General features: G+C 36.4%; 19 protein-coding genes. 7 read left to right on the top strand and 12 right to left on the bottom strand.

What is annotated here, in order from left to right:
- Positions 1-15: 15 nt before the first annotated feature.
- The 6 genes from IGJ32_RS01460 to IGJ32_RS01435 all read right to left on the bottom strand — a co-directional run bounded on the left by IGJ32_RS01460 (position 16) and on the right by IGJ32_RS01435 (position 4,716).
- On the bottom strand, positions 16-510 hold the full coding sequence (locus tag IGJ32_RS01460) for a DUF5348 domain-containing protein (RefSeq protein WP_373169067.1): 495 nt from the start codon (positions 508-510) through the stop codon (positions 16-18).
- Between the two features lie 408 nt (positions 511-918).
- Positions 919-1,752, bottom strand: a complete 834-nt coding sequence (locus IGJ32_RS01455; RefSeq protein WP_010736937.1) for a DUF4097 family beta strand repeat-containing protein — start codon at positions 1,750-1,752, stop codon at positions 919-921.
- Positions 1,753-1,769: 17 nt separating this feature from the next.
- A complete protein-coding gene (locus tag IGJ32_RS01450; RefSeq protein ID WP_010720241.1) occupies positions 1,770-2,384 on the bottom strand; it encodes a DUF1700 domain-containing protein in 615 nt (204 codons plus the stop codon).
- Positions 2,377-2,694, bottom strand: coding sequence for a PadR family transcriptional regulator (locus tag IGJ32_RS01445; RefSeq protein ID WP_010736935.1), 318 nt, complete (start codon positions 2,692-2,694; stop codon positions 2,377-2,379). The genes IGJ32_RS01450 and IGJ32_RS01445 overlap by 8 nt, the downstream gene beginning before the upstream one ends.
- A gap of 325 nt (positions 2,695-3,019) precedes the next feature.
- A complete protein-coding gene (locus IGJ32_RS01440) occupies positions 3,020-4,045 on the bottom strand; it encodes a HAMP domain-containing sensor histidine kinase (protein ID WP_010736934.1) in 1,026 nt (341 codons plus the stop codon).
- Positions 4,042-4,716, bottom strand: a complete 675-nt coding sequence (locus IGJ32_RS01435) for a response regulator transcription factor (RefSeq protein ID WP_010720244.1) — start codon at positions 4,714-4,716, stop codon at positions 4,042-4,044. The genes IGJ32_RS01440 and IGJ32_RS01435 overlap by 4 nt, the downstream gene beginning before the upstream one ends.
- Before the next feature lie 141 nt (positions 4,717-4,857).
- Here IGJ32_RS01435 and IGJ32_RS01430 point away from each other — a divergent pair, with 141 nt between their 5' ends.
- The 3 genes from IGJ32_RS01430 (at position 4,858) to IGJ32_RS01420 (ending at position 9,315) form a co-directional block, all read left to right on the top strand.
- Complete coding sequence (locus IGJ32_RS01430) at positions 4,858-7,194, top strand: ATP-binding cassette domain-containing protein (protein WP_342082083.1); 2,337 nt, start codon at positions 4,858-4,860, stop codon at positions 7,192-7,194.
- A gap of 472 nt (positions 7,195-7,666) precedes the next feature.
- The gene (locus tag IGJ32_RS01425) at positions 7,667-8,242 is read left to right on the top strand and encodes an RNA polymerase sigma factor (protein WP_240273835.1); all 576 of its coding nucleotides are present in this window, start codon (positions 7,667-7,669) and stop codon (positions 8,240-8,242) included.
- Between the two features lie 11 nt (positions 8,243-8,253).
- The gene (locus IGJ32_RS01420) at positions 8,254-9,315 is read left to right on the top strand and encodes a hypothetical protein (protein WP_342082082.1); all 1,062 of its coding nucleotides are present in this window, start codon (positions 8,254-8,256) and stop codon (positions 9,313-9,315) included.
- 66 nt (positions 9,316-9,381) lie between these two features.
- On the opposite strand, the gene IGJ32_RS01415 is transcribed toward IGJ32_RS01420, so the two are convergent.
- The 3 genes from IGJ32_RS01415 to IGJ32_RS01405 all read right to left on the bottom strand — a co-directional run bounded on the left by IGJ32_RS01415 (position 9,382) and on the right by IGJ32_RS01405 (position 11,972).
- Positions 9,382-9,669, bottom strand: a complete 288-nt coding sequence (locus tag IGJ32_RS01415) for a DUF1905 domain-containing protein (protein WP_342082081.1) — start codon at positions 9,667-9,669, stop codon at positions 9,382-9,384.
- A 120-nt stretch (positions 9,670-9,789) separates the two neighbouring features.
- Positions 9,790-10,503: a DUF4811 domain-containing protein gene (locus IGJ32_RS01410; protein WP_010736929.1), complete on the bottom strand. Its 714-nt coding sequence runs from the start codon at positions 10,501-10,503 to the stop codon at positions 9,790-9,792.
- Entirely contained in the window at positions 10,500-11,972 is a 1,473-nt protein-coding gene (locus IGJ32_RS01405; protein WP_010736928.1) for an MDR family MFS transporter, read from the bottom strand. The genes IGJ32_RS01410 and IGJ32_RS01405 overlap by 4 nt, the downstream gene beginning before the upstream one ends.
- A gap of 137 nt (positions 11,973-12,109) precedes the next feature.
- On the opposite strand from IGJ32_RS01405, the gene IGJ32_RS01400 reads away from it, so the two are divergent.
- Complete coding sequence (locus IGJ32_RS01400; RefSeq protein ID WP_010720251.1) at positions 12,110-12,589, top strand: MerR family transcriptional regulator; 480 nt, start codon at positions 12,110-12,112, stop codon at positions 12,587-12,589.
- A 173-nt stretch (positions 12,590-12,762) separates the two neighbouring features.
- Here IGJ32_RS01400 and IGJ32_RS01395 read toward each other — a convergent pair whose 3' ends face one another.
- Positions 12,763-13,314: a PadR family transcriptional regulator gene (locus IGJ32_RS01395; protein WP_010720252.1), complete on the bottom strand. Its 552-nt coding sequence runs from the start codon at positions 13,312-13,314 to the stop codon at positions 12,763-12,765.
- 103 nt (positions 13,315-13,417) lie between these two features.
- On the opposite strand from IGJ32_RS01395, the gene IGJ32_RS01390 reads away from it, so the two are divergent.
- From IGJ32_RS01390 to IGJ32_RS01380, 3 genes are all read left to right on the top strand, one after another.
- Positions 13,418-13,948, top strand: coding sequence for a phenolic acid decarboxylase (locus IGJ32_RS01390; protein ID WP_034699269.1), 531 nt, complete (start codon positions 13,418-13,420; stop codon positions 13,946-13,948).
- 295 nt (positions 13,949-14,243) lie between these two features.
- Entirely contained in the window at positions 14,244-15,860 is a 1,617-nt protein-coding gene (locus IGJ32_RS01385; protein ID WP_373169121.1) for a hypothetical protein, read from the top strand.
- 219 nt (positions 15,861-16,079) lie between these two features.
- Positions 16,080-16,814, top strand: a complete 735-nt coding sequence (locus IGJ32_RS01380; RefSeq protein ID WP_342082079.1) for a hypothetical protein — start codon at positions 16,080-16,082, stop codon at positions 16,812-16,814.
- A gap of 112 nt (positions 16,815-16,926) precedes the next feature.
- On the opposite strand, the gene IGJ32_RS01375 is transcribed toward IGJ32_RS01380, so the two are convergent.
- Positions 16,927-17,760, bottom strand: a complete 834-nt coding sequence (locus IGJ32_RS01375) for an endonuclease/exonuclease/phosphatase family protein (protein ID WP_248255255.1) — start codon at positions 17,758-17,760, stop codon at positions 16,927-16,929.
- 254 nt (positions 17,761-18,014) lie between these two features.
- Positions 18,015-20,192, bottom strand: coding sequence for a PTS transporter subunit IIBC (locus IGJ32_RS01370; RefSeq protein WP_096709685.1), 2,178 nt, complete (start codon positions 20,190-20,192; stop codon positions 18,015-18,017).
- Between the last annotated feature and the right edge of the window lie 84 nt (positions 20,193-20,276).

Raw genomic sequence — 20,276 nt, 5'->3', positions numbered from 1 at the left:
TTTCTTAGACCATTCCTACATGATTGGTTTCTTTCTAATCCGTGCCATCACTCCCTCTAATTCTAATTCCTTATCTTCTGTGATATACCAACCACTCACTTGTGGTCCCCCGGAAGTTTGGGGTAAATATTCTAACCTTGTGCGTACCCAATGTTTTTCTTCGGTAAAATAATCTTCCACTAAAATCTCTAAATCAATTCCTGCAGAAAGAATCAAATTCTCTCGAACTGATTTGAACACAAAACGCTCTTTTTCGTCGTCGTACTTTAAGATCCCTGTATCTAAAATCGGCAAAGAGTAATAGTCTAATTCCCTCTTTACTTTCAATAAATGATGGAATACTTCATTGTAAACTTGTTCTAATTGCCGACCTTCTGAGTTATTCGGGTAATCGATCATCACACGTTCTTTTTTTGTATCATAATATTTATGATTAAGTTCCGTGAGATAATTATGTAATTTTGTTATTTCTAACTGTAGCTCTTCTTGTTTCGCTTCATCTATTCTCATCTATTTTTCCACCTTATTATCTCAGCTGTGTTTTCTCTATTTTCTCTTATTTTACTACAGATTTGTAAGTTAAGCGATGAAAAAAATCGTTCTTCCCCATGATACTCCCGATGTCTTAGCTAATATAACAGTCATGTCTGTTATATTAGCTAACCTATCTGAGAAACTATCTATCAAACACCTATCCGAGATAAAAGATGTAAAATCGTTATCTAAATGTGAATAAACCGTTATTCGAAAAAAACTTTTACGTGGATCATCATCCATAATCAACGTCCGTCATTCAAAATCTTTTGAAAAAAATCACTTAATCAAAAAATCGAAAAGTTCCAAAAATAGTTGCACCTATCTTTGAACCTCTTCGATTTATTTCTCTTTACTTACTCTTAATGAAAGACTTTATCCTTTTTAAACATCATATTGATGGTTTTCGTCAGCTATCACCACACTGCTATCATAACCAGTGATTTTTATATTGTTTTCTCCTTTGATCACTGTTTTGATTGGTAATTCTTCATTATTTTTTGTGACAGTTGACATCCCTAATAGATCAATATCTAATCCAATCTCTCCATTATCAAGAAAGTCTACATAGCAATTTTCTAACATAACTGTTCCTTGGGTATTTTTGAATCCATTTAAGAATAGATTCCCATACTTGGCATTCAATTCGATGTTTGAAATATCTGAATTATCAATATTTACATAACTTTGCACAGAATTTACTTTGACTTTTTTTCCATCAACTTTATTAAATGTAATGTATCCACCATTATTTGTAACGGAAACATTCTCACTCACTACGTCATTTAATAACAGTTGCCCTTGCTCTCCTTCTAACACAAGTTGATCTAAAGGAAGTTCGCTAGGAACTGTCAGGGTGATTTTGGATGTGTTATTCATTACATGAAACAAGACGTTTTGTTCACGACCATTTCCGTTAATCGTCAAAGTATCTCCTTTAGTAGTGACTTGAGGTTTACTTGCTTTTTCATACGTAGAGTTAACTTCAAAATTTTTGCCACGTTTGATCTCAACTTGTTGGTATTGTGCATTGACCACTATTTTGTTGATTTTTTCTTTTGTCGATATCACTTGTGAGTCATGGTTCATTTCGACCAATTGAGGGCCATTTTCCCAAGCAAGGCTTCGGTGCGTCCCAAACGCATAGGTTGTCCCAGCAAGTAAGCCACCACTAACCATCAAGCCTAGACCAGCCATTAAAAAATATTTTAATTTCATCTTCACACCTCTTTTTCTTATAACTTCGACGAATGAATCGCACGTCTCGTTACAAAACGACGTCCAACCCACTTCACAAAATTCATCATCATTTTAAATATCCATTTTGTCATTTTCAGAAGGAGCGGCGCACAGAAGACGACGGTTCCGGTAGCGAATAGCCCTAATCCAACGTAAAATAATCCACTTTCTATCGACTGCCCCAACACACCAATACCCGAAACAACTGAAAATAATCCAAGCCCTAAAACAGTAATACAACCGACATAACCACCTACCAGCAAAGCGACTAATAGACATAATAACCCCACGATCACTGCAACAAAACCAATCGCCAAAGGAATCAACAGAGGGGAGGCACATAAGCCAATCACGATCATCCAAATCAACCGAATTTGTCGTTTAGAACTTCTTGGGTTGACTTCATCTGTTGCTGAATCATCTTGTTCAGAGAAATAATTGATTTTCAATTTAAGCGCAAACTGTTTAGGCGTACCATATTCTTCAATGATTTGATCAATTGTTTTGCCAGAATCTAAAAAATATTCTTCATAATATTGAATCAAATCGAATCGGTCATCTTCAGGAATCTCTTGGATTTCCTCTATTACCTCATCTAAATATTCATTCATGTTTATTATCCTCCAATAATCGATTTAAGGAATCTCGAAAGACGATCCACTCATCAATAATATCTTCTAACCGATTATACCCCGCTGGTGTTAATTGATAATATCGACGATTTCTTCCTTCAAAGGGTTCATCATAAGTATCTAAAAATCCTTCTTTTTTTAACCTTCTTAAGACGGGATACATCGTTGACTCACTTACCGACAGGCTTTCCTGTACGATTTTAGTCAACGCATAGCCATACATATCTTCTTTACTCAATGCAGCTAATACCGTGCCATCAAGTAATATCGTTGGAACTTGGATGTGCATTCCTTCACCTTCTTTTATACAATATCTTCTTTCACAACATATTATACTACATATAATATTGTTTTAAAATATAAATGTTGATTATTTTTAAATAAAACAGCATAATAGTCAGATCTAAAATCTATGAATAACGCTCCGAAATCAATTGCTGCTTCAGATTATTAGAGTTGAGCCATTTGAGAAAGACAAAAACATACTAAGATTAGTCGACGGAATACCTTACCACTCATCTTAGTATGTTTCTTTTATCACGTAATTGATCTGGTTTTAGTTCATAATAAAACAATTGAACAGAACAACTACTTCATCATTAAAGTTTAGCTTTTTATTTTTTCAAGCTGATCACAGCTGTGGTTCCTACCTCAGGAATGCTGTTATAGCGTATCGTACCCTCATGCAATTCAAGGATTTTTTTTACCAAAGACAATCCCAAGCCATTGCCAGCCATCTGACGGCTTGTGTCTCCTTGATAAAATTTTTCAAAAATGCGATTTTGAGTTTCTTCGTTCATCCCTACACCTGAATCCGTTACTTCCAATAAAATATCTGTAGCATTTTGAGTCAAACGAATTTCGATCTTGCCATCAGGTTGATTATACTTGATCGCATTATCCATGATATTCAACCACACTTGGTATAAAAATTCTTCGTTTCCCTCATAAAAGACCGTATCCAAATCGATATGCAACTTCAACCCTTCCCATTTAGGTTGCAAAAACACGATGACTTCTCGTATTTGTTCATCTAAACGAAATTTATGCTTTTCGATTTTGACACTTTGGTTTTCTAACTTATTTAGTTTCAAGATATTTTCAGTCAACTGTGAGAGCTGAGTAATATTTTCAATCAATCGTTGCAAAAACACTTGCTTCTCTTCTTCTGGAATATCTGGTGCTTGTAACAATTGGACATAGCCTTGGATCGTCGCTAGTGGTGTTTTAAACTCATGAGAAACACTCGAAACAAAATCATTTCTTAGCGTTTCGATGCTATTGAGTTCTTGGACCATCACGTTGAAATCTTTATATAACTGTTGGACTTCTGCGACTTTGGGAGGTTCCTCCATTCGAATAGAAAAATCACCTGTAGCTACTTTACTCATATTTTTACGTAATTCACTGATTGGCTTCAAGATCCTATGACCGACAAAGCCAGAGATTACCGTGCCGACGATCATGCTAAAAAAAGCAAAAACGAATAACGGATAGAGTGTTGGTCGTTCAGATGGCGTAACATTTTGATGAGAAAGCAAAAAAATAAAGCCTAAGAAGCACAGTAGAGTCACTAATATTGAAACAAACACAATGCTAGCAAAGTAGATCCACAGTTGAGAGTATAATTTCTTTTTCATCTTTTGACCTCCGCTTTATACCCGAGTCCTCTAACGGTGATGAGCTGAAAATCTTCACTTGCTTCAAAACGTGTCCTTAATCGTTTGATATGTACATCGATCGTTCGTTCTTCTGTATTTGTATCCAACCCCCAAATATCGTCCATCAATTGTTGTCTCGTAAAAATCTTATTCGGATAAGCTAACAGTTTGTAAAGCAAAAGAAATTCTTTCTGAGGTAGCACACTGACCTTTTCATTTTGTCTTACTTCATACGTTTCCTGATCTAAGGTAGTATTTCCAATATTCAATTGATTACTATGATTGATTTTTGCTCGCCTTAATAACGCTTCCACACGTAAAACCATTTCATTGACATCTACGGGCTTCGTCATGTAATCATCCGTTCCTAACTGGAAACCGCGTTTTTTATCTTCAAAATCGGCTTTAGCCGTGATCATCAGCACAGGAAGCTCTATTTTTCCATCTCGTAAACTTTCCAACAATTCATAACCATCCATCTCAGGCATCATGATATCGGTAATAATCAATTCTACATGAAAATTTTCCAATCGTGCTAGTGCTTCTGTTCCACTACTAGCTGTGACTACCGAAAAACCAGCATGTTCTAATACTGAACGATAAAGCAATTGTAAATTTTCATCATCTTCTACTACTAATATACGGTTCATTTTATTCCCTCGATTTTTTGAAAAATTTCTTGTTTCTTTCTGATTGTTCATATTGAGTTAACATTCATTGATTATACTGCGTTTATTGTTCTGATATACTTTTAAGTATACCGAATATTCTAATAAGAAAGAAGGACGAATATGCTACAACTTAAAGATATAAAGAAATATTATAAAGTTGGCGAAACAACGACTAAAGCATTAGATGGCATATCTGTTGCCTTTAGAAAAAAAGAATTTGTTGCCATTCTTGGTCCAAGTGGTTCAGGAAAAACAACGATGTTGAATGTCATCGGTGGCTTAGACAACTATGATTCCGGAGATATGGTGATCAACGGAAAGTCCACAAAAGACTTTAAAGATAGCGATTGGGATGCTTACCGAAACAATTCGATTGGTTTTATTTTTCAAAGTTATAACTTGATTGGACATTTAGGAATCATCGAAAATGTTGAATTAGGGATGACACTTAGCGGTGTGGCCAAAGAAGAAAAACGCCAAAAGGCTGAGGAAGCCTTACGCCGTGTCGGTTTAACGGATCATATGCACAAAAAACCAAACCAATTATCTGGCGGACAAATGCAACGGGTCGCAATTGCCCGTGCTTTAGCCAACGATCCAGATATCCTCTTATGCGATGAACCAACTGGAGCTCTAGATACCGAAACAAGTATCCAAATCATGGAATTGATCCAAGAACTATCTAATGAGAAACTAGTAATCATGGTTACACATAACCCTGATCTTGCTCATCAATATGCAGATCGAATCATTGAATTTTCAGATGGTAAAATCTTGGCAGATTCACATCCTCATATCGAACGACCAAAAGATGATCAATTCAATTTACGTCGGACAAAAATGAGTTTCTGGACAGCCTTGAAACTTTCATTTAATAATATCCGCACGAAAAAGGGGCGAACATTTTTGACGTCCTTTGCTTCAAGTATTGGGATCATCGGGATTGCGATCGTCTTGGCATTATCTTCAGGCTTCCAAAAACAAATTGATAAAACACAGTCTGAAACGATGGCAAAATTCCCGATCACTATCTCCAAAGTGACAACCAATCGTTCAACAGATTCTGCTTCATTGGGTACGAGTAAAGCGGATTATCCAAATACAAAACAGGTAACTGCTAAGATCAGTGATGAAGATAAAGCACAGCACACCAATAAAATCGACCAATCTTATGTAGATTATGTCAAAGATATCGATCCTAATTTAAGTAATAATATTGGCTTTACTCGTGCTACTGGTATCAATATGCTTCGCCAAGTTGATGGTAAAGTGCAACCAGTAAGTTTCTCTAACCAAAACCCTGAAAACGAATCATTATCGTTATCAAGCACAATGTCTGCTATGACGGGTGTCGGTGTTTCCAGTTTTCCAACACAGTTAGACAATCAAAAAGAAAACTTTTTAAAAGCGAACTATTCACTGCTTTCAGGCAGTTATCCTGCTTCTGCGAATGACGTGGTCTTGATCGTAGATGGTAACAACAATACAAATATCAATGCCTTGAAAAACCTGGGCTTTGATGTAAAAGACGGTCAAAAATTAGACTTTGATCGCATTGTTAGGACAACTTTCAAAGTGATCAACAACAATGATTACTACACGAAATTACCTACTGGCAACTTTATTCCAAATACTGATTACGATACGATGTATGCTAATTCAACGAGTGAAGTAAAGATTGCAGGGATTTTACGAGTAAAATCTTCTTCAACAATGAATCTTCTTTCCCCTGGAATTGCATATAGTGATCAATTAACGACACAAATCGTTAACGAAAATAAAGATTCTGAAATTGTAAAAGCGCAAAAAGTTAGTGATACGAATGTGATGTCCAACGAAAAAGTGGATGAAACAGCTAAACAATCACTGATCAGCTATTTAGGCGGTGACAGCATTCCAACTAGCATCATGATCTATCCAAATAACTTTGGTGACAAAGAAAAAATCCTTGATTACTTAGATGCTTACAACAAAGGAAAAGCAGAAGAAGATAAAATCATTTACTCTGACTTAGCAGGAACAATGACTGAATTGACTGGTGGTTTGATGGATGCCATCACTTATGTATTGGTTGCTTTTGCTGGTATCTCACTAGTGACAAGTATGATCATGATCAGTATTATCACGTATACTTCAGTCATCGAACGTACCAAAGAAATCGGGGTGTTAAAAGCATTAGGGGCTCGTAAAAAAGATATCACTCGTGTCTTTGACGCAGAAACTTGTATCTTAGGAATCTCTTCGGGCTTATTAGGTGTTTTGATTGCTTGGTTAGCAACGTTCCCAATCAATCATTTACTCTATCAAATGACTGATCTAAAAAATGTGGCTCAACTGAACCCACTCCATGCACTGATCCTCGTGATCGTCTCTACGATCTTAACGATGTTAGGTGGGCACATCCCAGCAAGAATGGCTGCTAAAAAAGATGCAGCGATTGCTCTGCGTGCAGAATAAACGATTGATATTGTTTGAAAGAGATTGAGAAGTCCTTAGCAGCAAGAAATAAGAAGGAATTTCCGGCAATTGACAAGAAACACAAATACTTGTTTTCCCTGTTGATTGTCGTCTACTTGGTTCTTCTCAAATTTTTGGACAATTTCGGCTTATTGCCGAAGGTCAGACTTTGAACACTATTTATTCTTTTTTAGAGATACTAGAAGAAACTGAGACAAGTTTTAGCTCAGTTTCTTCTTTATTTTTTAGTCAGTAATATTATGTGTTAGAAACAACATAGCATGCACTGTTGACTGGATTGTAAGAATAGTAGATGTACCACTCTTGCGTGTAGCCCCCCCCAGCACATATTGCTTCTCCAATTGCAACTTTAGAGCTGTAGGTATTCCCTATTTCTGTACCTATGTTTTTTACAGTTAAATGATAGAATATGCATCTTTTAGAAAACGCTTAAATAGCCAAAATTATTTTTATGTATTTGAAACTTTTTCCTATTTATTTGACTCTAATAGATGTAAGAGAAAAAATCTTTATGAAGTGGGAGGAAAATCGTGTGCCCAGTGATTTATTTTTAGTAAAAAAAGCAAAGGAGGGAGATAAAGAGGCATTTGTCCAATTGTTTAAAAGTTATGAAGCTGTTCTCTATAATACAGCGCGTAAGTTTTTGAACAATTCAGAAGACATTGCAGATTGTTTACAAGAAACAGCATTGACGGCCTACAAAAATATCCAAAGCGTGCAAAAACCAGAATATTTTAACACCTGGTTATGCAAAATTCTCATTAATAATTGCAAAAAAATTCTCAAAAAATCAAAGAAAGAAACTTTTTATGTAGAATACGAGGAAGAAAAAAATACAACGATACGTTCAATGGAATTAAAACACATGCTACAAAAATTAGATTTGAAATATCGAATTCCGTTGGTGCTCTATTACTATAATGGGTTTTCCATCAAAGAAATCAGCACGATATTATCTGAACCAGTCAATACAGTGAAGACACACCTTGCTCGAGGGAAAAAACTACTAAAAATAGAGGAGAGCTAGGAGGAGAAAAAATGACTATTTCTGAAAAGAAATTTATGGAAGAACTCAAAAAAGAGGAACGCTTACCCTCAGAAGTACGAACCAAATTAGAAGCCACCTATGACTCTATACGAAAGGAGAAACAGGTTCCACTTAAAAACTACATAAAAAAACGGGGTTATTTGATAGCTGTTGCCGTATTTCTCATAAGTATCTGTTTGTATGCATACTCACCCTTAGGCACTGCAACTGCTAATTTTTTACGGTTTGGGAAATTTACTTCTGAAACATTGAATCATGAAGGGTTTATTTCCAGCCAACAACTTACAGCTTATGATAAAAAAGCAGATATACAGTTAACAGAACTCTATGTAGATAAAAATGAACTAGGGTTACATTTTACTGTTCATCTTCCAAAAAACTCGGAGCTTTTAAACAAAAAATGGGAGAAATATGGATTAAATTTTGGGATCAAAAATGGGCAAGATCAGTATTTGATTGATTTTCGTTCAGGACTAGCAGAAGAAAAAGAAGACTTGTCGCTATTCCGTTCGATCAATGAGGAACAGAGCATTGATCGAGAAACAAACACATTGGAATTTATTTACAATCTACATCCTACAAAAACGGGCTCGGTTCCCTCTCTTGAAGAGACAACCATACAAATCAATGGCATCACAGCCTACAGAACAAGTGACCCAAAAGCATATTCTATTTTTAAAGGCGAATGGGAACTACCTATTGATACAAGTAAGATTAACTATTTTGATGAAATAAATTTTACTCCAAAAAATAATCACCTTTTACCGATTGAGCGAGCAATGGCATATCCTACTAATTTTGTCATTCGTTTTAAAGATGAACAAGACTTTTTGAAAAAGTTGCCAAAACCAAAAAGTAATGCCGACAACAATATTCAATTAAAAATAGTAACTGAAAAGACGACAACCTATTACCCATATTCTAAATTTACTTCTGTTACTGAAGGGTCAAATAACTATTGGGATATGACTTTTGACTATTCTGGATATGATCAACAAGCCTCGATTTATCTCGAATTGAAAGGAATCGGAGAAATTGAGTTAGAAAAATAGATCGGATTGTGGCAAATCCATCATGGTAGTTAATAAAAAATGAGCAGAAGACAACTATCTTCTGCTTTATTTTTTTGGAATCACTTCTACAGAAACGATATCACCGATGTCTTTCTCAATTTTTTTACGAATATCTTTACGTATCCCTAAGATGTAGCAAATTGTTCCATCTTCGTTTTTCACCCCCATATTCACAATACTTCCCTCATATGCTACTCCATCAAATGTCGCTTGAACTTTGACTCGGCCTACACCAAACTCTTCTCTGAGATCATAAGGAAAAATGATATATGCGCCACCCTTGCCTATTTCAGAAGCATAAATTTTTGACTGAAAAGAATATTTTTTTTGCATTTCCCCACCCCTTTTTTGTTCAGTATAACAAAAAAAAGGACCCTCCACAGCTGATCGTTCAACTGTAGGGAGGAGCCCTTTTTGAAATTAACTGATTCTTGCACTTACTTGATTAGCTGACTATTTATTTGCTTTGACTTCTTCAACTAATTTCGTTAATGCTTGTTGTTGGAATTGCGTTGCTAATTCTTTTGACAATGTTGCTTGTTCTTCTGGCGTCATGGCTGGATTTTCAGTCATAGCTTTCATCAGACCTTCTTGTACAAAAGCCTTTGCGTCGCTTTCCATCGTACTTTGTTGTTCTTTTACTCGTTGCGCTAATGTTTTTGCTTGATCCGTACTTAATTCGATCCAATCAGCTGGAATTTTAAAGGTATTCACACGACTGGCATATTCGTGGTTATTATCCGCTAGATTGAACCAGAATTTATACATATCATTTTTATAGACCCAATAAGTTGTTTTTGCTACTTTTTGCGCTTGACCAGTCGTACGTTCTACTTTATTGGTTTCATTATCAGTACCGGTAGCTTTTGGTTTCTTTTGGTCTTCACTCGTACGGTAAAGATAGACTTTTTCCGTCCCGTCACCTAATGCTTGATATAAAAGCATATTTGCACTATCTGAATCAGCACTTGATACGATGTTAGTGGTTTTCGTTTCAGTTACTTTTTCCATACCAAAATGGTTGGATAAATTAGCCACGATCAACCCTAAGGATGCCACAAAGACTAACCCAAAAAGTAATGATACAATTGTTTGCCAAGCTTTTTTTGCAAAGATATTCATTAGGGCAAAAGCCACTAAACTAATGATCAATACGAAAATAATCATGCTTTATCCCCCGCTTTCGCTAGAACAGGTTCTTTTCTCTTCAATAAGAAGGCAATCACAAAACCAATCACACCAAAGACGATCGCCACAAAGAATGCTGCGTGGTAACCAGATAATGTCGCATTGATCGCTTGGTCTTTATAAGTTAAAGGCGTGCTTTCTAAGACTGATTTTGCAGGTAGATTATCTTTTGTCACATTGGTCAATACACTGATCAAAATAGCTGTCCCAATCGAACTAGCAATTTGTCGGAAGGTATTGTTTACTGCAGTCCCATGACTGATCAGTTTGTTTGGTAAAGCATTCATACCAGATGTTGTTACTGGCATCATAACCATAGAGATCCCAAACATCCGAATCGCATAGAGAACAACAATATATAAAACAGGCGTTGTTTTTGTTAAGAAAGCAAATGGTGCTGTTGCAGCGGTTAGCACGAACATCCCAACAATCGCTAAACGTTTTGCACCGTGTTTATCAAAGATCGCACCTGTGATCGGCATCATCGCCCCCATAATCAAGGCACCGGGTAGTAACATCAAGCCAGAATGAAAAGCTGATTCGCCACGGATATTTTGGATATATAGAGGAACAACCATTTCAGCACCGACCATCGCCATATTCGTTACACCAGCTAAAACTGCTGCAATCGTAAAGGTTGATGATTTAAATACACGCAGTTCCAAGAATGGATTTTCCAAACGAAGTTGGCGCCATGCAAATAAGGCAATAAATATTACCCCTACGATCAAGAAGCCGATCACTTTCGCACTGCCCCATCCAGCATCACCGACACTTGAAAAGCCATAAAGCAAACTACCAAATCCAATTGTTGAAAGGATAGCAGATAGAATATCGATACTTGGATTTGATAACGGAATAACGCTTCGCATCAAGAAAAAGGCTAAGACCAAAACTAAGACGACAATTGGTAAGACCATACCAAATAGATCACGCCAATGATAGTTATCAATAATATAACCTGATAATGTTGGTCCTAAAGCTGGAGCCAATCCAATAACGATCCCTGACATCCCCATGGCAGATCCTCTTTTTTCTGGTGGGAAAATCGATAACATAATATTTTGTAATAAAGGCATTGAAACACCCACACCACAGGCTTGGATCAAACGTCCAATCAATAAAGTACTAAAGTTAGGGGCAACAAAACAGGTAATTGTTCCGATTAAAAAGACTGACATTGCTGATAAATATAAACTTCTTGAACTAAATTTATTGATCAGCCAAGCAGTAATCGGGATCATGATTCCGTTAACCAATAAGAACCCTGTTGTTAGCCATTGAACACTTGATGCAGAGATATCAAAATCTTTCATCAGCGTAGGAAAAGCTGTAGTTAATAAGGTTTGATTTAATACCGTACAAAAGGTACCAATCAATAAAACGACAACTAATAGTGTCCGATTATATGGTTTGCCGTAAATATCTACGGGTTGATTTTTATTCATATTTCTCCTTCTTTCTGAATTCTTTCTGAAACCACTTGAATACTTTAGTCCTATTTCGTTCATTTGTCAACCTACTTGACACATAAGTTATCCCAAGTATAATTAAGGAAAGTTAGACAACAAAAGGAGGGACAAAAATGGTAGGAGCATCCCTGAAACGTTTATTAGAAAATGATCATTTACTGGTAGGAATCAGTGAACTAAGTGAAATTGTCGGTGTGTCTCCACGTCAGTTACGATATTGGGAACAAAAAGAATTCATTCGTTCCGTTTCTACTGGTGTGAATTGTCCTCGAAAATATCAATTACCTACTGTTATCAAGGTTGAGATTATCAAAAAATATTTAGATGAAGGCTATACGTTGAACAAATCAGCTGAAAAAGCCGAAGAACGTCTAAAAAAAATGAAGCATGTCCGCAAAGTTTTTTCCAAAGCAATCAAAGAAATCGAATTGATTGATGAAAGATATACTGTTTTATTGATCGGTGATTTCAAAGAGACAACTGAAGACTCAAAACTTTATATCATCCACGATGAAGCAACAGATGAACTCACGTATAAAATTGTCCCCGTAAGCGAAAAAATTGATTTCGAACAATTATTGAAAAATCTTTAAGCAATGAAAAATAAAATGTAGTCAATTCTCCCAATTTCTCTTGTGTTTTACCAAAACAGTTTAAGAAATTGACGATAATCGACTACATTTTTTGCTTCTTTTCTATCTTTTTCAGTTTGCTACTATCAATAAAATAAAAAATAAAATTTATTTTCTATTCTCTATTCCATTTATTATTTCTGTCTTTTTTGCTCTTCTAATACGCTCGTCAACCAATTCGCATATTCTGTTTCTCGATTGATCGCATGGGATAAAATCAAATAGTGCCCATAATTTTCTTCTTGTTCTTTTCTTGTTGGAAATATCCTCTCTTGACGTGCCAATAGATGTGCTCGCTTTTCTTCATGGAGATCCCGTTGCTGCTCAATGATCTCTCTCAACATCGGATCATTCACATCTTTCACAAAATATAATTTCAACACAAACTCGTCCCGATTGACTGGTAATTCATTCGTTGGCGTCCGAATCCATTCGTTTAACAATGCCTTTCCTTCATCCGTTAATTGATAGACTTTCTTCTCCAATTTCATCCCTGTAATTTCAACTTCATGTTTGATGATCCCTCGTTCTTCCATTCTTGCTAATTCAGGATAAATTTGACTATGCTTCGCTTGCCAAAACTCACCGATTTCATTTTTGAACGATTGGTTTAATTCATAGCCTGTCATCTTTTTTTTACTCAACAATCCTAACAAAATATAGCGTAGCGTATTTTTTCTCGCCATGCTCTCTCCTCCTTGACAAATCCTTTTATTCATTCTATCATAATCACGTAATCAAAAACATGTACTTTATTACATGTTTTAATTTAAAAGGAGCTGTTGTTTCATGAAAGAATTTAAAGAACTAGAAGATTTTATCGGTACACACTTTATTTATACGTACGATAATGGTTGGGAATATGAATGGTATGCTAAAAATGACCATACTGTCGACTATCGAATTCACGGCGGAATGGTCAAAGGCCGTTGGGTCAAAGATCAAGAAGCAGATATCGTTAAGTTAACAGATGGCGTCTTCAAAATTACTTGGACTGAACCAACTGGTACTGACGTGGCCTTGGATTTCATGCCCAATGAAAAAAAATTACATGGAACGATTTTCTTTCCTAAATGGGTTGAAGAACATCCTGAGATCACAGTTACTTTCCAAAATGAACATATAGCTGAGATGGAAGCAGCACGTGAAAAATATGAAACTTATCCAAAATTGTTAGTACCAGAGTTCGCTAACATTACTTATATGGGCGATGCTGGTCTCAATAATGAAGATGTCATTAGTGAAGCTCCTTATGAAGGAATGCCTAGTGATATCCGAGAAGGTCGTTATTTTGATAAAAACTATAAACGGATAAAATAAGAATCATTCGTAGATTTGACTATTAGTCTTATACGAATAGAGAAAAACAACCATAGCATCTCATACTATGGCTGTTTTTTTAATTAACTATTGATCTAAATAAAGCGAGCAACAAAGGATGTATTTTGAAAATTTCCTGTAATAATGATAATTTTTTTCATATTTTTTCGAATTTCTTGCCACTCTTTTAGGTAAGCTTTATGATTAAATAAGTTACACTATCAAAAAAGGAGTATGACAATTGAAAAAATATGTTCCGTATTTGACAATTTTACTATTTGCATTCTTATTTGTTATGCCAAATATCCTAACACATGACCTTATCATTGGAGCAGATGCACCATTTCATTATAACCGTTTTTACGATGCCGCTGAACAATTCGCTAATTGGGATTTCCATTATTTCCCTTCCATGTATGGATTTCAGCAAAGCGGGCGTATCGTCAATGCGATCTATGGTCCGTTGTTTGCTTATTTTCAAGGCTTGATCGTTTTAGTTTCAGGCAGTTGGTTCCACTATCAAATCTTATCAAACTTTATTCTCTTTGTGATTTCTGGTTGGTCGATGTTGACACTATTGAATTATGTACAGGTGAAAAAATGGGTCAGCATACCAATCTCGGTATTATTTATGACGACTTATTCCATTCAATATTGGGCAATCAATCAGGGCTTTACCAGTTGGGGCACCTGTTTTTATCCCTTATGCATGATTCCATTAGTGGACTTTGTTGTTCATAAAAAATTTCCTGTCTTGAAAGTTACCTTTTCAATTGCACTGATGACTCAGATCCACTTACTGTCCACCGTTATGTTGGTACTGATGTATATCCCTTTTTATCTTTATTATTTCTTTACTCAGACAGAAAAAGGCAAAGCAATCGGGCAACTGATCAAATCTGTCCTCTTTTATTTTGTACTAACAGCAAATATTTGGGCAGGATTAGCTATCGTCTATGGTGGAAATAAGATTTTGCCACCTTTTGTCAACCGAGAGATGAGCCAAAAAGCAATCAATCTGGATGGCAGCTATTGGCTAGCGTATCCCAAGATTTTTCCAATTTTTTTATTGATCGGACTAATACTGTATCTTCTTTTCCGCCGTCACTACGACATTTTTACAAAGTTACTTTTACGCACAAGTCTTGGATTCTTCCTACTTTCAACCAGTTTGATCCCTTGGACAACACTAGTGGAAAAAGAGGTACCTTTCGTAAGCTTGATCCAGTTTCCTTTTCGTTTCTTTGTCCCATTTACCTTGCTCTTTCTACTCTTTTTAGCGCTTGCGCTAAATCAATGGGAAAAGAAAAATTGGTATCGTGCGTTGAGTGTCCTATTTCTCTTTGTCGCTTCTGCACAAACGATCCAAAACCTCTATCAGCATCTGGATAAATGGCAAGACGAAACATTTGTCAGCCGTCACACGTATCTCTTTGATACACCAGCAGAGGCAAGAAAAACATTTTATGACCATGATATGTCGACTAGTTTATTCGTTTTTCAAAAGACAACACCCGATTATCTACCAATCTATCATGAAACTAAAGCAAATAAATATGATCGTTATAATGAAGAAATCTTGGAAGGAGAAACCACGTTCATTAAATCTCATCCTGGTGGACGTTTAACGATCAAATGGAAAAACACTGGGGAAGAAACTGTCCATTTACCAGTCATTGTCTATGACCGCACAGTGTTACTGCAACACGGCAAAAAATTGACAGATTATCAATTAACAGATATCGGTACTCCTATCGTCAAACAGCACAATGGAATCAATGAGATCACTCTCTATTATGATTTACCAACTTTCTTTTACTTTGTGATGGCATTCTTCCTGATTGGTTGGTTCGTTTTGATCGGACTCTTTGTCAAAAATCGTTACCAGGTTTGGAGAATAACTAAAAAATAAGGGACTGGCTTCTGTGGATCAAAAAGAGAAATTCTCAACACGGAAGCTGTCTCTTTTTTATACCTTTTTATAGAATAGCAAACAAATCGTCAAATATAGTAGTCCTAATAAACGAATCGTGTTAGTAGCTACTTTTTTTTCTAAACATAAGAAAAAATATTTATTTACTCTCTTCTTTTATAAACTATACTAGAATACAGAAAAGAAGGAGTGATACATATGCCTCAAACAACGAATCGACAATTGACTTTGAAAAAAAAAATCGGACATGCTTTTGTTCATCAATCTACGAATACTACCCTTAATACTGAGTCTCACCTTAAAATGATACTTAAAGATCTACCTGAGGATTCGCTATCAATTAAAGAATCAACTAATGAACAGCTGTATGAGCTGCCAAATAGTAAGACTGAGCCGCTATATGTAACTGTAATTGGTGATCGATCACCTACGCCCATTTCAAATGTTCGGTCAACGAGTGAATCAACTTGTATTAATGACCAAGATTATTCTAAAAGAAATACCATTTTAGACATTTTAAAAAAAACTGCAAACTCTCCTGAAGAGGTAAAAGAGCTGACAAGCATCATAGAGCAGTTAATTAATGAACTGCCACATCGTGAGCCTAGCGGTGAAGATCTGCAACCTCATGAGCCTAAAATCAAAGATTCCCTCGTTGTACTTTTGAATCTTTTAGATAACTTGCCAATTCTAACCGATTCCGATAAAGATCGATTTATAGACCATTTTAATATTTTACATGAGGAAGTACTACATAATACCAATTTACAAAAAAATACACCGGTAACTAAAGAGCCCGACTCCTTGAAAAATGTCCGAGAATTCATTTCTGCCAATCGGAAAAAAAGTCCAGCCGAGTTAAAAAAACAATGCAGAGACCAAAGAAACAGAGAATTTTATTGCCTTCCTCCTTGGTGCTTCCCATCGCGCTAACAGTCATTTAATTATCTAATCAAATTTCTGCACGTAGCTGAAGCTGCTGCAAACAAAAAGTCCCATAGAAAGAAAAATGGATACATCCTTTCTATGGGACTTTTTGATTATTTTATTGAATGGGGCTGACCGTTATCTCTACTCCATAATGGTCACTTACAATGATTTCTTGTTTTCCATCAAAAATACTACGATAAGAAGGAACTGAGAATTCCTGTGGTACATAGATATAATCGATTCGTAACTGCTCTGTATTCGTTTCCCATCCATCGATTTTCTGTTCAATGGTTGCCTGACCATGAACTTCTTGGGCAACAGTATAGGAATCGACAATCGCAAGAGGGCTTTTTTCAACCAAGCGATAGCCTGCCTCTCCTGCTGGGTTGTTAAAATCCCCCATTAAAAACAGTGGATTTGAGAGATTAGCTAAGTGTTCCATCAAGCAATGCCATTCAAAAGCAAAGCCCTTCGTTTCATCTATCCACCAAGAAAAATGACAGCTTGCTAGAGTGATTGTTTGGTCATCGATCATCGTCTGACAGATCAAAATTTTCCGAGTGTGGTAATCCTCTCTTTGCTTTGTTTCAGAAACATAGATTGCTTCACTGCTTAGTGGTGTCTTAGAAAGCAGCGCATTCCCCTCTTCATAAATCCCATAACCGACATGACTCATTTCCCAACTCCAATAATAGTCTTTCCCTTGTTTGGCTAAGTAGCGCACCAAGCAATAAGCAAAATTATCGACATGGACGGGCGATTGTTCTATAACTGGACAAAATTTGTTTAATTCTTCATTCACGATACTTTCGGAAGTGATTAATTGATTGACTTCTTGTAAAGCAATCACATCATAATCTGCTTGACAGATTTTATCTACGATCTGGCGCATCTTTTCTTCTGGTGATTCTTCTAACCAGCTATGTGTATTCAAAGTCATCATCTTCATCTTCAATTCTCCTTATTGATTAAAACTTACTTCATTTCTTTTATGATAGGATAGCCATGGATTATTAGCTGTGATTGTTTACCCGCTCGCAGATATTCAAAAAAATAAGTCTGAGAACTCAAAAACGAAGTATAGCGTTTTCGTGTTTTCAGACTTATTTGAGAAACAGAAAAACTGACTATCGGAAACCAAATAAGGAATTAAATTTGGTACTGGTCATCTTACTCATTATTGTTGGGTGTCTTTTATAATGATCACAGTTTTATTTCGCCAATTACTGTTCCTAATTCCGTTGGTCCTAAATGTTTGAGAATCATTTCATTGACTTTCCCATCCGTAAATACCACCATAATCGTTATATCTTTTCCTTCATTTTTGATTTCGGTTAGATTCATTTGTGCCAGTTTTGCTCCTGCTTCAACGGTTTGACCTTCTGTTACCAGGATTTCAAAAGCTGGTTGATCCATTTGGACTGTGTCGATTCCCATATGGATTAGTACTTCTGCACCTTCTTCTGTTTCCATTCCAATAGCATGTTTGGTTGGAAAAATACTAACTACTTTCCCAGTAATAGGTGCCACAACTTCACCAGTCGTCGGAATAACAGCAAAGCCATCCCCCATCATTTTCTTTGAAAAAACAGGATCGTTGACTGTTGCCAAGTCTATCACTTCACCAGCTGCTACAGTCTGCAACTCTTTTCGTATACCTAACGTTTGATTATTAGCTGTTTCTTTTTCAACAACAACTTCTTCTACTGGAGCTGGGATAGGCGCCCCCGATTGAAGCAAATCTTCGATATCTGATTTTAATACATCGGCTTTTGGGCCATAGACAGCTTGTACACCATTATCTTTGACGATTAGCCCCATAGCGCCTGCACGTTTCCATTCTTCTTCTGAACCTACTTTCTCACGATCAGCTACACTCACACGTAACCGTGTCATACATGCATCTACATCTTTGATATTATCTTTCCCGCCTAATAAGTGAATGATTTTGATGATTTGTGGGTCTGACGTGCCAGCTTGGACTGTCGTTTGTTCTCCATTCCCATTGCTATCGTTACTGTCACTATCATAATTACCATTACGCCCTGGTGTAGCAAAATTGAATTTTTTGATCATGAAGTTTGCCACAAAGTACGTAACAACTCCAAACAAAATGACGCAAATGACGAAGTTAAGCAAATCGCCACCAAGTCCAGCTTTCATCGCTAGAGGAGTTCTAGTTAACAATTCGATGTTTCCAAAGGAATGAACACGTAACGGTAATAAATCTGCCATTGCAAATGCTGCCCCTTGGATCACAGAATAAACAATATAAAGTGGAACTGCAGCAAACATAAACATAAATTCTAATGGTTCAGTAACCCCTGTTAGAAAAACAGCTAATGCAGCTGAGAAATACATGGAACGATAGCGTGCTTTTTTATCAAGATCAACATTTCGATACATAGCTAAAGCTAACCCCATCAAAATACCAGAAGAACCAATCATTTGCCCCACTTTAAAACGAGCTGGTGTCCAGTTGTTCAACACAAATTCATACTGTGATAAATCCCCCGCACCTTTTAAATTCACCAAATCAGTAGCCCAAGCTAACCATAAAGGATCTTGCCCAAAGACTTGCGTTCCTGCTTGTGCACCAGATAAGATTTCATACGTGCCCCCTAATTGCGTATAATTGATCGGAATCGTCAACATATGATGTAAGCCGAAAGGTAACAATAATCTTTCTAAGGTACCATAAAGAAATGGCGCTAAAACCGGTGCACTTTCTTGTGACTGAGCGATCCAAAGACCAAAATTATTGATACCTGCTTGGACATTTGGCCAGACAACAGCCAATACTAAAGCTACAATCGTTGACCAAAGAATCACTACAAAAGGAACAAATCGTTTTCCATTAAAGAAAGATAACGCATCAGGTAATTTACGATAATTGTAATATTTATTATAGGCCATTGCACCAACAAAACCAGCAATAATCCCTACAAACACGCCCATATTCAACGCAGGTGCCTCTAATACACTAGTAAAAAATCCTTTGACCATGATCTTCGTGCCAAATAATGTATGGGTAAAGGCATCTTCATTTGCTAGCATCTCACTCGTCACTCCGAAAATCGCTCCCGTGATCCGGTTGATCAAAACAAATGAGATCCCTGCTGCAAAAGCACCACCCGCACGCTCTTTTGCCCAACTTCCACCTATTGCTAAAGCAAACAACAGATGTAAATTCCCGATGATCGCCCAACCAATATTTTCAATGACACCCCCCGTTGTTACTAAAAAAGCTAAGTTAGGGTCAATCAACGGGATAGATTTCCCGATACTGATCATCAAACCCGCAGCTGGCATCACTGCCACAACAACCATTAAAGCTTTCCCAAATTTTTGCCAAAACTCAAAATTAAATAATTTCTTCATAACTCCTGCTCTCCTTTATGCAATCGGTTTCGTTGTTAGTTATTATAGCCTTTGTTTCTTTTTTTGTAAATGCTTTATTTTTGA

Origin of the sequence: Enterococcus sp. DIV1639a (genome assembly GCF_050530445.1) — a bacterium.
GTDB classification, from domain to species: Bacteria; Bacillota; Bacilli; order Lactobacillales; family Enterococcaceae; genus Enterococcus_B; species Enterococcus_B hirae.
Note: the sequence above shows the minus strand (reverse complement) of the source record. Positions and strands in the feature narration are given on the sequence as shown.